The 15,155-nt window shown below is 63.0% G+C and carries 13 protein-coding genes; all 13 read left to right on the top strand.

Translation table 11 applies throughout. The annotated features are described in order from the left end of the window. Positions 1-96: 96 nt before the first annotated feature. The 13 genes from AX703_RS15490 to AX703_RS15430 all read left to right on the top strand — a co-directional run bounded on the left by AX703_RS15490 (position 97) and on the right by AX703_RS15430 (position 15,143). Entirely contained in the window at positions 97-1,713 is a 1,617-nt protein-coding gene (locus tag AX703_RS15490) for a glycosyltransferase family 39 protein (RefSeq protein WP_062345337.1), read from the top strand. A 141-nt stretch (positions 1,714-1,854) separates the two neighbouring features. Then, positions 1,855-2,610 (top strand): glucose-1-phosphate cytidylyltransferase, encoded by a 756-nt coding sequence (gene rfbF / locus AX703_RS15485; RefSeq protein ID WP_304439896.1) that lies wholly within the window; start codon positions 1,855-1,857, stop codon positions 2,608-2,610. Positions 2,611-2,612: 2 nt separating this feature from the next. Next, a complete protein-coding gene (rfbG, locus tag AX703_RS15480; protein ID WP_062345333.1) occupies positions 2,613-3,704 on the top strand; it encodes a CDP-glucose 4,6-dehydratase in 1,092 nt (363 codons plus the stop codon). A gap of 1 nt (position 3,705) precedes the next feature. Beyond that, a complete protein-coding gene (rfbH, locus tag AX703_RS15475; RefSeq protein WP_082734633.1) occupies positions 3,706-5,073 on the top strand; it encodes a lipopolysaccharide biosynthesis protein RfbH in 1,368 nt (455 codons plus the stop codon). A 29-nt stretch (positions 5,074-5,102) separates the two neighbouring features. Next, positions 5,103-5,909: an aldolase/citrate lyase family protein gene (locus AX703_RS15470; RefSeq protein WP_039331766.1), complete on the top strand. Its 807-nt coding sequence runs from the start codon at positions 5,103-5,105 to the stop codon at positions 5,907-5,909. A gap of 4 nt (positions 5,910-5,913) precedes the next feature. After that, on the top strand, positions 5,914-7,791 hold the full coding sequence (locus tag AX703_RS15465) for a thiamine pyrophosphate-binding protein (protein WP_062345331.1): 1,878 nt from the start codon (positions 5,914-5,916) through the stop codon (positions 7,789-7,791). A gap of 3 nt (positions 7,792-7,794) precedes the next feature. Beyond that, a complete protein-coding gene (locus AX703_RS15460; protein ID WP_062345329.1) occupies positions 7,795-8,457 on the top strand; it encodes an HAD family hydrolase in 663 nt (220 codons plus the stop codon). After that, positions 8,450-9,427, top strand: coding sequence for an NAD(P)-dependent oxidoreductase (locus tag AX703_RS15455; protein ID WP_062345327.1), 978 nt, complete (start codon positions 8,450-8,452; stop codon positions 9,425-9,427). Before AX703_RS15460 ends, AX703_RS15455 begins: the two co-directional genes overlap by 8 nt. An 18-nt stretch (positions 9,428-9,445) precedes the next feature. Then, positions 9,446-11,368, top strand: coding sequence for an SLBB domain-containing protein (locus AX703_RS15450; protein ID WP_062345325.1), 1,923 nt, complete (start codon positions 9,446-9,448; stop codon positions 11,366-11,368). Further along, positions 11,368-12,462, top strand: coding sequence for a hypothetical protein (locus AX703_RS15445; RefSeq protein ID WP_062345323.1), 1,095 nt, complete (start codon positions 11,368-11,370; stop codon positions 12,460-12,462). The genes AX703_RS15450 and AX703_RS15445 overlap by 1 nt, the downstream gene beginning before the upstream one ends. After that, positions 12,459-13,445: a glycosyltransferase family 2 protein gene (locus AX703_RS15440; protein ID WP_062345321.1), complete on the top strand. Its 987-nt coding sequence runs from the start codon at positions 12,459-12,461 to the stop codon at positions 13,443-13,445. Before AX703_RS15445 ends, AX703_RS15440 begins: the two co-directional genes overlap by 4 nt. Before the next feature lie 16 nt (positions 13,446-13,461). After that, entirely contained in the window at positions 13,462-13,824 is a 363-nt protein-coding gene (locus tag AX703_RS15435; protein WP_231735562.1) for a GtrA family protein, read from the top strand. Between the two features lie 2 nt (positions 13,825-13,826). Then, entirely contained in the window at positions 13,827-15,143 is a 1,317-nt protein-coding gene (locus tag AX703_RS15430) for a glycosyltransferase 87 family protein (RefSeq protein WP_062345317.1), read from the top strand. Positions 15,144-15,155: the final 12 nt, after the last annotated feature.

The raw sequence follows: 15,155 nt of genomic DNA, 5'->3' as shown, positions 1-15,155 counted from the left end.
TCGGCAGAAAGGCGGGCACAGACAGGGACCGACTGATAAAATGCCGCACCCGGACTCCACGTTTGCGGCACCGCATACGGCTGATCAGACCTGCTAATGACCAGTATCAGGTTGAAGATCGCCATGGTGGCCGTTCTGGTTCTGGCCGCAGCCTTGCGCCTGCAGCACATCGATTTCGGCCTGCCTGCACTCAATGATCCTGACGAACTGATGTTCGAGATGGGTGCCATCCGCATGCTGCGCACCGGCACGCTCAATCCCGGATGGTTCGGCCACCCCGCTACAACGACCATGTACATTCTCGCGCTGGTAGACCTGATCGTGTTCGGCGCGGGCTACGTCACCGGCCACTTCGCATCGCCCACGGCCTTTGCCGACGCGGTCTTTGCCGACCCGACATTGGTCATCCTGCCGGGACGCATAGTCATGGCCTCGTTTGGAGTCCTCAGCGTCTGGCTGACCATGCGCCTTGCCACCGAACTTCTCGATCGAAAGGCCGCACTGGGCGCGGGATTGGTCCTTGCGGCCAGCCCCTTGGCAGTGACCTGGGCGCAAGTCATCAGATCTGACATCATGGCGACGAGCTTTCTGCTTGCCTGCCTGATCGCAACGACACGCTATGCGCGCGAAGCCTCGAACAGCCGCTTCGTGTGGGCGGCGGCCTGGCTGGCTCTGGCCGTCGCCACCAAGTGGCCGTTTGCGCTGGGCGCCTTGGCGATGGTTGCGGTCCTGCTCGATCGCTGGAGCAAGAACGAGGCTACCTTGCGCGAAAGCTTGGCGCGGATGGCGTTCTTCGGCGCGGTGACCATGGCACTGCTCCTGCTGATCTCCCCCTACCTTGTGCTGGATCACGAAACGCTGTGGCGGAACCTGCAGGGCGAGGCACAGGCGCATCACCTCGGCGCAACCGGTGGCTCTCCCTGGCAGAATCTGGCGTGGTATGGGCAGGGGCCTGTTCTAGACGGCCTCGGCATGGCGGGAACCCTGCTTGCAATCTGGGGACTGTGGCTGCTCGCACGCCACGGGCTTGCGGCAAGAGTGCTGCTGCCGGTGCTGCTGGGCTTTATCGTGGTACTGGCGGCCCAGCGTCTGGTGTGGGACCGATGGGCCCTGCCGTTGCTGCCTCTCATTGCAATTGCCCTCGGTGCTGCGGCAAGCCGGGTTGCAAGCCGGGTCGCTTCGCTTGGGTCCTGGGCCCAAAGGCTTGCTCCTCCCGTCATTCTTGCCGGGGTCGCCGCGCCCTTGGCCGCAGCCACACTCGATCGCACCGACGCGCGGGCACACGATACGCGGCAGGCCGCATCCGCCTGGGCACTGGCCAACATTCCGCCCGGCTCCACGGTGCTTATCGAGCAGTTCGCCTTCGACCTGCAGCGCGCACCATGGCGCATCCTGTTTCCGATGGGCGATGCGGGTTGCGTCGATGCCAAGGCGATGCTGGCAGGCAAGATCGATTACGCCACAATCGAGGCCGCGCGGGGATCACGCGCCATCGTCGATTTCGGAACGCTTGCCCCTGAACGCGCCAGTTCCTGCGCGGCTGATTATGCGATAATCGCCCAGTATGATCGCTATGCAGCCGAGAGCGATCGCTTCGCCGGCGAACTGCGAATGTACCAGACGCTCCTGCAACAGGGACAGGAGCGGGTCGTGCTTCGCCCGCAAGAAAATGCGCCAAGAAGCGGACCGGTCGTCCGCATTATTAGCTTCTAAATGAAGGTAACTTTTCGCTTCTTCTCCATAATGGACGCGAATTGCCGCGCTTTTGGCAAACCTAAGTAATAATGAGGAGTGGTTGGGGCGACGCTCCTATATCATACAATCATTCTGGGGTATACTTTGACCAAAGCGGTCATTCTGGCAGGCGGTCTAGGGACTCGCCTCGGTGAAGAAACGTCTGTTCGCCCAAAGCCAATGGTCGAAGTCGGCGGATTTCCGATAATCTGGCATATCATGAAAATATATGCCGCCCACGGCGTGACTGATTTCGTGATATGCTTGGGTTACAAGGGATACGTCATCAAGGAGTTCTTCGCGAATTACTTTCTGCATTCGGCCGATGTGACAATCGATCTGTCACGCAACGCAATGGAAGTGCACCAGGCCAAGTGTGAGCCTTGGAAAGTCACCCTGGTCGAAACCGGTGCCGAAGCGCAGACCGGTGGACGGCTGCGCGCAGTCCGCTCCCATCTCGATGATGAGCCATTCTGCTTCACTTATGGCGATGGCGTTGCCGATATCGACGTGACCGCCGAACTCGCATATCACCGCGCTCATGGACGCAAGGCGACCATCGCGGCCGTCGCCCCTCCCGGACGGTTCGGCGCGCTGGAATTCGATGGCGACAAGGTTGTCGACTTCAAGGAAAAGCCCGCTGGGGATGGCGGGCTGATCAACGGCGGATTCTTCGTCCTCGATCCGTCTGTGATCGATCTGATCCCCAGCGCTGGCACGATCTGGGAAAGCGGCCCGCTTGAAACGCTGGCCCGGCAGGGCGAACTCGTCGCCTTCCGCCACAGCGGGTTCTGGCAACCCATGGACACGCTGCGCGACAAGCAATTGCTCGATCGCCTCTGGGCCGAAGGCTCTGCCCCCTGGAAGTGCTGGTAAGCATGACGCACCTGCACGATCCCACTTTCTGGGCAGGACGCCGGGTCCTGCTTACCGGCCACACCGGCTTCAAGGGCAGCTGGCTTTCCCTGTGGCTCACGCAGATGGGGGCAGGGGTCACCGGTCTTTCACTTGCCGCTGAAGAGACGAGCCTGTTCCGGCAGGCAAAAATCGATGCGATTGTTGACCACATCGAGGGCGACATCCGCGATTTGCCCACGTGTGTCGCCGCGGTCGAACGATGCGATCCGGAAGTCGTGTTCCACATGGCCGCGCAACCGCTCGTCCGTCTGTCCTACGAAACCCCGGTCGAGACATTCGCGACGAACGTCCAAGGCACGGTGCACGTGCTCGAGGCGTGTCGACGGGCAAAGTCACTCCGCGCGATCGTGTGCATCACGTCGGACAAGGCCTACGAGAATCGCGAATGGCTCTGGCCCTATCGCGAGAACGATCCGATGGGTGGGCACGATCCCTATTCCGCCAGCAAGGGTGCGGCCGAGATCGTGATATCGGCCTATCGCCGCAGCTTCTTCTCGGCCGAAGGCGCGGCGGGCCTTGCCTCGGTCCGCGCCGGCAACGTCATCGGCGGGGGGGACTGGGCACGCGACCGCCTGATCCCGGATATCGTCCGCGCGTTGATCGCTGGCGAGCGCCCGCTGATCCGAAATCCCCGCGCGATCCGTCCCTGGCAACACGTCCTTGAGGCCTTGGGCGGTTACCTGATGATTGCCGAGGCACTCGCTTCAGGGAAGTCTTGGGCAGCCGAAGGCTGGAACTTCGGTCCCGCCGATGACGACACCCGCCCGGTTGACTGGATTGCCGACAGGATGACCGAAGCCTGGGGCGTGTCCGGCTGGGACCGTCCAGGGACTGCAGCCGATCGCCACGAGGCGCACAATCTCAGGCTCGATTGCGCAAAAGCGCGCAGCGTCCTGGGCTGGCGACCGACCTGGGGTCTCGACGAAGCTCTGCGGCGCATCGTCTCGTGGCACCAGACCGTGGATCGCGGCGCCTGCGCAAGGGCCACCTCCCTCCGCCAGCTCGCCGAATACCGTGAAAAATTCCAGCAATTCCAATCAGGCAGTGCATGACATGACAACCGACACCCTTCCTCGCGCTGCCGACGTTCAGGCCGTGGCTGCCCATGCGGGCGAAGCTGAACTGCGCGAACTGATCGTCAGTCTCTCAGGCGAGTATGCTCGCCGCTTCCACGCACCGCGCCCCTTCGTACCGGGGCAGAGCCCTGTGCCGGTGTCCGGCAAGGTCGTGGGCGAAAGCGAGATGCGCAACCTGGTCGACGCCAGCCTTGACATGTGGCTGACCACGGGGCGCTACAACGCGCTGTTCGAAGAGCAGCTGGCAAAGCGCATGGGCGTGGCACACGCGCTCACCACCAATTCCGGCTCGTCAGCCAACCTTCTCGCCCTTGCCGCGCTGACTTCGCACTACCATCGCAGCGAAGCGCTGAAGGCCGGTGACGAGGTCATCACCGTGGCCACCGGGTTCCCTACTACGGTCAATCCGTCGTTGCAGTACGGCCTTGTCCCGGTGTTCGTCGACGTCGACATCCCGACCTACAACATCAAGCCGGAAATGATCGAGGCGGCGGTTTCGGAAAAGACCCGTGCGATCATGATCGCCCATACGCTGGGCAACCCGTTCGACCTCGCCGAAGTCATGCGCGTTGCCGAGAAGTACAATCTCTGGGTGGTCGAGGACACCTGCGACGCGCTCGGCGCCACTTATGACGACAAGCCCGTCGGCACCTTTGGCCATCTCGGCACGCTGTCGTTCTACCCCGCCCACCACATCACCATGGGCGAAGGCGGCGCCGTGTTCACCGACAAACCACGGCTCAAGCGCGTGGTCGAATCCATCCGTGACTGGGGCCGGGATTGCTGGTGTGCGCCCGGACAGGACAACACCTGCGGCAAGCGCTTTGCCCGCCGCCTCGGCACACTGCCGCATGGCTATGACCACAAGTACACGTACGGCCATGTCGGCTACAACCTGAAGATCACCGACATGCAGGCCGCCGTGGGCCTCGCCCAGCTTGCGCAGGTCGATGAGTTCATTGCCGCGCGCGGTCGCAATTTCGCCAAGCTGATCGAACTGATGCGCCCGCTCGAGGATGTGTTCATCCTGCCCGAGGCCACCCCGCGCAGCAAGCCGAGCTGGTTTGGCTTCCCGCTGACGATCCGCCCCGAAAGCGGCCTGAATCGCGAAGAACTCGTTCAGTACCTCAATGACAAGCAGGTCGGTACGCGTCTGCTGTTTGGCGGCAACCTGCTGCATCAGCCCTACATGAAGGGGCGCAATGTTCGTGTCGTTGGCGACCTTGCCAACGCCGATCTCGTGACGACCAACACCTTCTGGCTTGGTCTCTATCCGGGTCTTACTGAAGACCATCTTTCCTACAGCATCGAAATGCTCGCCAATTTCGTCAATGGCAAGCGCTGATCTGTTGGTTCAAAGGACAGGATGACAAGATGAATACTTATGAAAAACAGATGCTTGCCATTCTCGAAAAGGGACGGAAAGATCTCGGTTTCGTTGCGGTCAAGGCGGAATTCGAAGCGGAAGGCACACGATCCGACGAATTTCTTCGCCTGCTCGAACTGGCGCGCCGCGCCGGGCTCAAGGTGGCACTGAAGATCGGCGGGTGCGAGGCGATCCGTGATCTGATCGAAGCACGCCAGTACGGCGTCGACATGATCATCGCCCCGATGGTCGAAACGCCCTACGCGCTCAGCAAGTTCATCGCTGCCAAGAACAAGGTGTTTCCGGCAAAGGAACAGGAGGACATGTCCTTCCTGTTCAACGTCGAAACTGCGGCAACCTTCGAGCATCTCGAGGAACTCGGCAGCGTCGCACAGGCCGGCAAGGTGGGCTTCGTGTTCGGCCGCGTGGATTTTGCCGGTTCACTTGGCAAGGATCGAGGCTTCGTCAATTCGCCGGAAATGACTGCCTACGTGAACCGCGTGGCGCAGGAAGCTCGCATCCGCGGCGTCGAACTGGTCGTGGGCGGCGGTGTCAGCCCGGATTCGATTCCGCTTCTCTCAGGCGCTCGCCGCCACCGACTTGATCGCTTCGAAACCCGCAAGGTGGTCTTCGATTCAGTCGTTGCGGATGATGGCCGCGCTCAGGCCGGCATGGAACTCGCCATCGAGTTCGAACTGCTCTGGCTGAAGAACAAGCGCGATTTCTACCGCGGCATTGCCGAGGAAGATTCCGCTCGCATCGAGATGATGGAAGCCCGCCAGAAAGTCTCTGCCCGCACGGCGGAAGCAGCCTGATCCCATGGCGCAGACTATTCGTGTTGCAGACCTGATCGCGCGTCTGCTCGTCGAGCATGGCATCAGCGATTGCTTCATGCTCACGGGCGGAGGTGCCATGCACCTGAACGATGCGTTCGGCCGGGAAGCAGGCCTGCGCAAGATCTTCTCCCACCACGAACAGGCCTGCGCCATTGCCGCGGAAAGTTACGGGCGTCTGACCGGACGCCCGGCCCTGGTCAACGTGACGACCGGGCCGGGCGGCGTGAACGCTCTTAACGGCGTCTATGGCGCCTATGTCGATTCCATCCCGATGATCGTCGTTTCGGGGCAGGTGAAGCGCGAGACTATCGCAGGAAACTATCCGCAGATCCCCCTGCGCCAGCTTGGCGATCAGGAAGTCGATATTGTCGCGATGGCGCGCCCGATCGCCAAGTATGCCGTGCTGCTGCAGGACCCGCAGGACACACGCCGTGTGGTCGAACGCGCCATTCACCTCGCCCGCAGGGGCAGGCCGGGCCCGGTGTGGATCGACGTGCCGATCGACGTCCAGGCGGCCTCGGTCGATCCCGAGGCGCTGGCAGCATATGATCCTGCGTCCGAAGACGACATGGCCGACCTGCCGATCAACACCACAGTAGAGGCCGGCGCGCTTGAAGGCGCTGATCTTGAAGCGGAAGTCGGGGCACTGCTGGCGGAAATCACCGCAGCGGAACGCCCGGTTATCTTCGTGGGCGCAGGTGTGCGACTGTCCGGCACGCACGCAGCGTTTCTCGAATTCATCGAACGTCTCGGTGCTCCGGTCGTGACCGGTTGGAATGCGCACGATGCCTTGCACGACGCCCACCCGCTTTATGTGGGGCGGCCCGGCAGCGTGGGTGACCGTGGCGGGAACTTCGCGGTTCAGGCGGCGGACTACGTGCTGGTGCTTGGCAGCCGGCTGAACATCCGCCAGATCAGCTACAACTTCGGCAGCTTTGCCCGCAACGCGCGCATCGCCATGGTCGACATCGACAGCGCCGAGCTCGCCAAGCCGACCCTGCGTTTGCACCGCCCGATCCACGCCGATCTGCGCGCGTTCTTCTCAGCAGCTAAGACCATCCCGCTCCCGCCGACCGGCCAAGCCCAAAGAGCGGCCTACCTCGCCCGCAGCCGCGAACGGTCCGCCCGTTACCCCGCCGTTCTTGATACGATGAGGTCCGAAACCGGACCGATCAACCCTTACGTCTTTGCAGAGGCCCTGTTCGAGGAGCTGGACGAAGGCGATATTATCGTCACCGGAGACGGTACGGCCTGCGTCACGATATTCCAGGCGGCACGGATCAAGGCGGGTCAGCGGCTTTACACCAACTCCGGCTGCGCCAGCATGGGATACGACCTGCCCGCAGCGATCGGTGCATACTTCGGTTCGGCCACCATGGGGGCAACACCCAAGCGGATCGTCTGCCTGGCAGGCGATGGATCGATCATGATGAACCTGCAGGAATTGCAGACGATCGTCGGCGCAGAACTGCCCATCAAGATCTTCGTCCTCAATAACGACGGCTACCATTCGATCCGCCAGTCCCAGGTCGCGCACTTCAGCGGCTTTTCTGTGGGCTGTGGCCCCGAAAGCGGCCTCACATTCCCCGAGTTCGCCAGACTGGCCGAAGGCTTCGGCATCCCCGCGCGCAAGGCGGGCCGTGATGATGAGCTGTCATCAGCAATTCGGGCGACGCTTGACGCCCCCGGCCCACAGCTCTGCGAAGTGATGATCGACAAGACTCAGCAATTCGAACCGAAGCTGTCCAGCCGTCGCCTCGCCGACGGCTCGATGGTGTCGCCACCGCTTGAAGACCTGTCGCCATTCCTCAGCGATGCCGAATTGGCAGAGGCGATGAGCCCCTGCACCATCCTGAGATAGGCCATGTCGGGGGTGCAGAAATCGCTGATATTCGACCTCGATGGCACGCTCGTCGATAGCTGCGCCATATGCGTCGAGATCCTCGATGAAATGCTGCGTGACCGTGGCAGCAATCTCGTCGTCGATCCGCAGGTTGCCCGGCCATGGATGAGCGAGGGCGGCCCTCGCATGGTCGCCGCGCTGCTCGGTAGCGCCTGTGCCGATCCCGACGACGAAATAGCGGAATTCCGCGCGCGCTATGCCGCCAAGCGAACCGAGCGAAGCTCGCTTTTCGCCGATGTTGAAGACGGTCTGATCACCCTGCGCGAGGCAGGCTTCACGTTGGCAATCTGCTCGAACAAGCCGCAACAGCTTGTCGACAAGGTTCTGGCGGACACCGACCTCGCGCACCTGTTCTCTTCGGTTGTAGGCGGGCGCCAGGGTGTTCCGGCGAAACCTGCACCCGATCTGCTTGAAGCAGTCCTTGAAGCGCTGCAGGTGGGGCCGCGCGATTGCCTGTTCATTGGCGACAGCGAGATCGATCACGCTGTCGCCGACCGCCTCGGCATGCCGTTCATGTTCCTCACCCACGGCTACGCCAAGGCAGACTACATCCCCAACCCCGACCGCAGCTTTGACGGATTCAGAGATCTTGCCGGCACCATTCTGGCGGGCGCCCATGCTTGACCCAGTCGTGGCAGAGGCTCTGCGCAAGGATGGGCATCGCATCGTCATCACCGGTGCGGGCGGATGGATCGGCCTTGCCCTGCTCGACCTGTTGAGCGCGGCGCTTGGCCCGGACGTTCTCCGGCAACGGGTCCGCGCTTTCGGATCGAGCGCCAGAGATTTGGCGCTGGCTGATGGCAGCACTCTGCCGCAAGCTGCGCTTTCTTCCATCACCGACCTTCCCCATGCGCCGACGTGGGTATTTCACACCGCCTTCCTGACCAAGGATCGTGCTGTGGCAATGGACGAACGTGACTACGCCGCTGCCAATCGCGCCATCACCGGGCAAGTGCTTGCCGCACTGGACGCAATTGGCACCACGGGCCTGTTCGTCGCCTCGTCCGGTGCCGCCGCAAAAGTCGTAGCCGGCAGCGCCCAAGGTGCGCTCAAACTATATGGGCAGCTCAAGCTCGAAGAGGAGGAGCGCTTTGCCGCGTGGGCACACGAACGCCAGGCCACGGCCGCCATCGTGCGCATCTATGCCTTGCTTGGCCCCCGCATCAACAAGCCCGAAGCCTATGCCATTGCCAGCTTCATTCTCGATGCGCTGGCCGGCAGGCCCGTTGCAGTGCGCAGCCCCCGTCAGGTGGTCCGAGCCTATGCCAGCTTGCGCGAATTGCTGAGCCTCGTCCTGGCGATGATGCTGCGCGATGAAGGCGTCTCATGTTTCGACAGCGGTGGAGAGCCGATGGAGCTGGGGGACATCGCCCGGCTCGTCGCCAGCCTGGTTCCGGGGTGCGGAGTTGACCGCGCGGCGATCATTGCGACCGATGCCGACATCTATCACGGCGATGACGCCAGCTACGACGCCGTCCTCAGGTCGCACGGGATTGCCCGCGTGCCGCTGATCGAGGGCATCCGAGAAACGATGGACTGGCTCGGACAGTCGCACACCAAAACCCTTGCTTCCGGCGTTCCGGCTCCAGCCTGATCGAGAAAAGAAAGCGTCATGCCCATCAGCCCCCCTCCCGGTCGCCCCGTGCCTTTCGCGCGGGGTATTATTCCCGCAATCGCAGGGAGCCTGCTGGCCCTTGCTGCGCCCGCGTTCGCACAACAGGAATCGCAACAGAATTCCCAGCAGAGCGGGCAGCGCGACGATGACGAGAGCGAAAGCGCCACGACATCGACCCAGTTCACGCCGCTCGACATCACACAGACCACGAGAAGCAGCAGCGAGCGCGACGTCACCGCCGAAGGCTCGTCCGGGTCCGGCACCGACAAGATAAACCGTGCCTCTTCCAGCAACGACGCCAAGCGCCCCGAACCGAAGCTGAGCGAATTCGAACAGTTCCTCGCGAGCATGGCCGGTAGGAAGGTCCCCCGCTTCGGCGCAGACCTTCTGGTGCCCAGCGCCACCGATTACTCCGTGCCCTCGGCTCTCGTCATTCCGCCCGATTATCCCATCGGCGTGGGCGATGTCATCGCGATCAACCTGACCGGGTCAGTCGTCGGCAGCGCCGAATTCCCGGTGGACGCGAACGGGCGCATCTTCCTCCCGAATATCGGTGAGGTCAGCCTCATCGGGGTCCGCTATCGCGATCTCAAGCGGCATGTCTCGCAGGCCATTGGCGCCCAATATCGCGGCTACGACGTGTCGGTCAGCATCAAGAAGCTGCACGGCATCCGGGTGTTCGTGACCGGCTTCGCGCAGCAGCCCGGCGTTTACACGGTAAACTCGCTGTCTACGCTGCTCGGCGCCCTGATCGCCGCCGGTGGCCCCAACGCGGGTGGCAGCCTGCGCAGCGTCAAGCTCTACCGCAATGGTCAGGAAGTGCAGGATTTTGATCTCTACGACATCCTGCGCAAGGGCGATCGCTCGCGCGATCCGATCCTGCGCAACGAAGACGTGCTGTTCGTTCCCCCGGTGGGCAAGCAAGTCGCCGTGATCGGCAGCGCCAACGAGGAAGCGATTTACGAACTGCGCGGGCAGGAAACGCTTGAGGATCTTCTCGCCTACGCCGGTGGCCCGAACCAGCTTGCAGATCCCGATCGCGTCATCCTCTACCGTTTGGCAGACCGCGATAGCATCGGCAGCCGCGAGTTGCCCCGCGCCCAGCTTGCCCTCTCCCCGGCCGAAGGCGGCGACGTGCTGCAGATCCTCGCCAAGGGCAGCCTTGCCCGCCCGATCGAGAAGCAGTCCGTACTTGTGCGGCTTGAAGGCGAAGTCCAGCGCCCCGGCAATTACTTCGTCGCCCCCGGCACATCGGTCGGCGAAGTCGTTCGTCTTGCCGGGGGCTTCACGAGCCGGGCATTCGTCTACGGAACGGTGTTCAGCCGCGCCACGGTACGCGAACAACAGCGCGAAAGCTTCAGGGCTGCGGTCGAACAGCTGGAACAGATGGTCAATGCGGCCGCCCTCACCGGCTATGCCTCGCAAAGCCAGCCCGACCGTGAAGCGCAATTGGCATCGGCAAGGGCCCTGCTGCAAAGGATGCGCTCGGCAGAGCCCGACGGGCGTCTGGTGATGGACATCGCGCCAACCGCGACAGCCTTGCCCGAGACGGTCGTGCTGGAAAACAACGATCGCATCATCGTTCCGCCGCGCGTCGATACGGTGGGCGTGTTCGGCGCGGTCTATCGGCCGGCCTCGTTCCTGCTCGAGCCGGCACGCACCGGCAAGGTGAAGGACTATCTGGAATCGGCTGGCGGCGTCCAACGCTCGGCCGACAAGGGCGCGATCTTCGTGGTCCACGCCAATGGCGCAGTGGAAACAAAACGGAGAGGCGCTCTGAACGCCACCGCGTTGCCAGGGGACGTACTGTTCGTACCGGTGCGCACGCAATCGTCGACCCTGCTGGCCAAGATCAAGGACATTACCCAGATCATCTTCCAGGCCGGCATCGGTGCCGCTGCCCTTGCGGCGATCAAGTGATGACACCGCGCAAAAGCCTCGTCGGCACCCTCGCGCGCGGCCGCATCATCGGCAACGACCGCGTCCGCCGCACCGGTCTCGCCGTCGCGCTGGCGGTCAGTGCCGTATTCACGGTCTACCCGCAGAACTACCGCGCCGCGGTAAGCCTGACGCCGAGCGACCCGTCCACGCTCGGCCTGTCCGGGACATTGAGCCAGCTTGGGGCCGGTGCCAACATCTTCGGCAACCAGACGGCGATCGAAGTCAGCCTGAAGGTCGCGCGCAGCGTCTATGTGCGCCAGCTCGTCGCCAAGCGCGTCAAGCTGGGCGAGCGCCTTGGTCTGAACGAGACGCAAGGCCTGCGCTGGCTCGAAAAGAACGTAGACGTCCGCATCATGCGCGGCGGCATCATCGAGATCGAATTGGTGCGCCGTGACGGCGATTTCGCGCGCGAAGTGGTCGCCACTTATGCCGATGCCGTGCGCGAACAGCTTGGCGTGATCTCGCGTGAGCAGACTGCCTACAAGCGCCGCATTCTGGAACAACTGGTCGATCAGGCAGCGCAACGCCTCGACCGGGCGCAGGCAGAGTTCGACACTTTCCGCCTCAACACCCGCTATGGCGATCCGCAGTCCGCCGTCCAGGAGGTGGCCAAGAAGGTCCCGGCGCTCGATGCGCAGATCGAGGCCAAGCAGTCCGAACTCAATGCGCTGCGCCGTTTCGCGACGGACCAGAACATCCTTGTCCAGCGTGCCCGGGTGGAGCTGGATGAACTGCTGCGGCGCCGCGCCCTCGCAGCCGAACCCCAGCCGCAGCAGCGCGGCTCGGTCGGGCAGGTCGTGCAGGAATCAACCAAGGGCCTGAGGCTGCGACGCGAACTTGATGTCGCCCAGTCGCTCTACGACAACTACAAGCGCTTCCTGCAGGGCACTTCGGTCGAGGACCTGACCTCTACCGCGAACATCCGCATTCTCGAACCGGCTTATGTCGATCCCGACCGCCAGTACAATTTCCCCGCTCTGGCCATAGGCCTGCTCCTGCTGCTGCTCGGGCTGGCCGTGGAATTCTACAAGCTGCGCCCCCCACCGGCAGAGCCCCGAAAGGCAGCGCAATGACCTGCGCCAGCACTGCACCGGCACTCACCTCTGCCTCGGCAGGAGCCCCCGAGATCGAGGACATCTCGGTCGTCATCCCGTGCTACAACGAGGAACTCAATGCGCAGGCCATTGCCGCTGCGGTGATCGCTGAACTTGAGAAGACCGGAGCGAGCTTCGAAATCCTGTTCATCGATAATTGCTCCACCGATCGCACGGTGCCGATCATCCGCGAAATGTGCCTGCGCGATCCGCGCATCCGACTGATCGTCAACACCCGCAATTTCGGGCAGATGCGCTCCCCGACGCACGGCATCTTCGCTGCGCGTGGGCGAGCGGTCATCGGCATGTGTGCCGATTTCCAAGACTCCCCCGCCCTGCTGCCACACTTTGTGGAGCGCTGGCGGGCAGGCGTGGACATCGTGCTGGGCGTCCGTGAAGCCGAGGACTCCGGAACCGTGCTGCGCCTTGTCCGCGGCCTGTCCTACTGGCTCGCCAAGAACTTCGGCGATTTCCAGACCATTCCCAATGCCACCGGCTTTGGTCTCTACAGCCGCCGCGTGGTCGATGCGATCAAGGCGCTGAACGAGCCTGAACCGTTCTATCGCGCACTGTTGGTCGAAACGGGCTTCCCGCTCGAGACCATCGGCTACGTCCGCCCCCCCCGCGCGCGTGGAGCGTCGAAGAACAATTTCTTCACCTTGCTCGATTTTGCGGTGACGGGGTTGACCGGCTCCTCCAAGCGGCTTCTGCGCGTGCCGCTTTACTTCGGGGTGGTCGGCATCGTGATCGCCTTGGCCATGCTGGTTGGCGCAGGCATCGCCTTCTTTACCGGGCGCCCTATCGCCGGATGGCTGATCGGCAGCGTGATGCAGGCGCAGGTTTCCCTGATCTCCGGCTTCCTCGGCCTGATGGGTGACCATGTTCGCCAAATTTCGGAGAGGACCCGGGCAGCCCCGCTCGTCCACGAACGGGAACGCTACAATTTCCCGCAAGACTACTGACATGCCCCGCACGCGTATGCTGGAGATTATACGCTATCTGGTTGCCGGAGCCGTGAACACAGCCTTCGGCTTCGGCATCTATGCCGCCCTGGTCTGGCTGGGCCTAGATCGCTACCTGGCGCAAGCCATCGGTTATGTCCTTGGCACTGCGTTCAACTACGTCACCTATTCGCGTGGCGTTTTTATCGGGAGCGCCCCTGCCAAACTCCGCTTCGTGCTGTCCTACCTCGGCAACTATATCGTCAACCTGCTCGTACTGCGCCTGGCCTCCCATTACCTGGCCGATCCCTATGCCGCAGGGGCGGCAACCACCGCCTTGGTAGTCGTCCTGCACTATATCGTCCTCAAACGCTGGGTCTTCCGGCCCTCGGCCTCGTGATCATGGCCAGACGCGCAGGGCTCCGCTTCGAATGGGCGATGGCCGCGCTCATCGCCGCGATGACCGTGTGGAACATGTGGCACCTGGTCACGCGGGGCTATCTGCCGCAGCCGTTCTTCTACGAGTCTTCCGACACCTGGATGGACTGGTTCAACACCGCATGGTGGGCGCATGACCGCGGCATCTACGACAGCTGGGCCTCGATCTACCCGCCGCTTTCGTTCGTCGTCCTGCGCCCCCTCAGCCTTGCATCCTGCTACGGGCAGACGACGGCCGGGCTCGAGGTCCGCTCCTGCGACTGGCTTGGCATTGCCGCGATCCACGGGTTCTATCTTCTGGATATCGTCTTGGCCGCGCTCGCTTTCACCAGGCTGGACCGGCGCACCGCACTGCCACGGTCCTTCGCGCTCACGGCGGGCATGCCGCTGCTTTATGGACTGGAGCGCGGCAATCTCATCCTGCTTGCCTTTGCCTGCATGATCCTGGCCTTTGGCCCGTTGCTGAAGTCGGCCCGCCTGCGATGGCTGAGCCTTGCCGTAGCGATCAATCTCAAGGTCTATCTGGTGGCAGCCCTGGCGGCACAACTGCTCCGTCGCCGCTGGCGCTGGTTCGAAGGCGGCGCAATCGCCTTCGTTGCCGTCTATCTCGCCTCCTTTGCCATGCTCGGCATCGGTACGCCGGGTGAGATCGTCCGCAACATCACCGCCTTTTCGGGCGGCTTCAATGCCGCAAGTGTCCTTGATGTCTGGTATCCGGCGACCTTCATCCCGATGAAATCACTGCTGAACAGCACCGATTTCCCCATCACCGCTCTGATCGGTTCGCAACTGGTCGAAACCGGTGATCCGATCATTTCACTCGTTCTCCGGCTGGGTCAGGCCAGCATGGTGCTCGGCGCCGCCGCGATCTGGTTCCGCCCACAGGCGGTGCCGGCACACCGCGCCACGCTGCTGGCTGTCAGCCTTGCCCTGATCACTTCGGAAGCCGGCGGTTACACCCCCTCCCTCATCCTGTTGTTCGTGATGATGGAGCGTTGGGAAGGCTGGCTGCGCCCTGCCGCAATCGTCATCGCCTATGTCCTGTCCCTTCCGGGTGAGATCGTCTTCTCGACCATACCGTCGATGATCCAGGACAGCTACTTTGCCGGGCACACCGTGACCGTCCAGCACGGCATCGGCCTTGGCATGTTCGTCCGGCCGATCCTGAACATCCTGGCCCCCAGCCTGCTCGCCTGGCACACCATCGCACTCGTCTGGCGGGCCGTCTATCAGGGCCAGCAGAACCAGCGCCACCCCAATTTGGCAGGTCGTGCCGCTTAGCGCATCTGCAAT

The organism is Novosphingobium sp. CCH12-A3 (assembly GCF_001556015.1).
GTDB lineage: Bacteria > Pseudomonadota > Alphaproteobacteria > Sphingomonadales > Sphingomonadaceae > Novosphingobium > Novosphingobium subterraneum.
The sequence above is the reverse complement of the archived record's forward strand: the minus strand, read 5'-3'. Positions and strand labels throughout refer to the sequence as shown.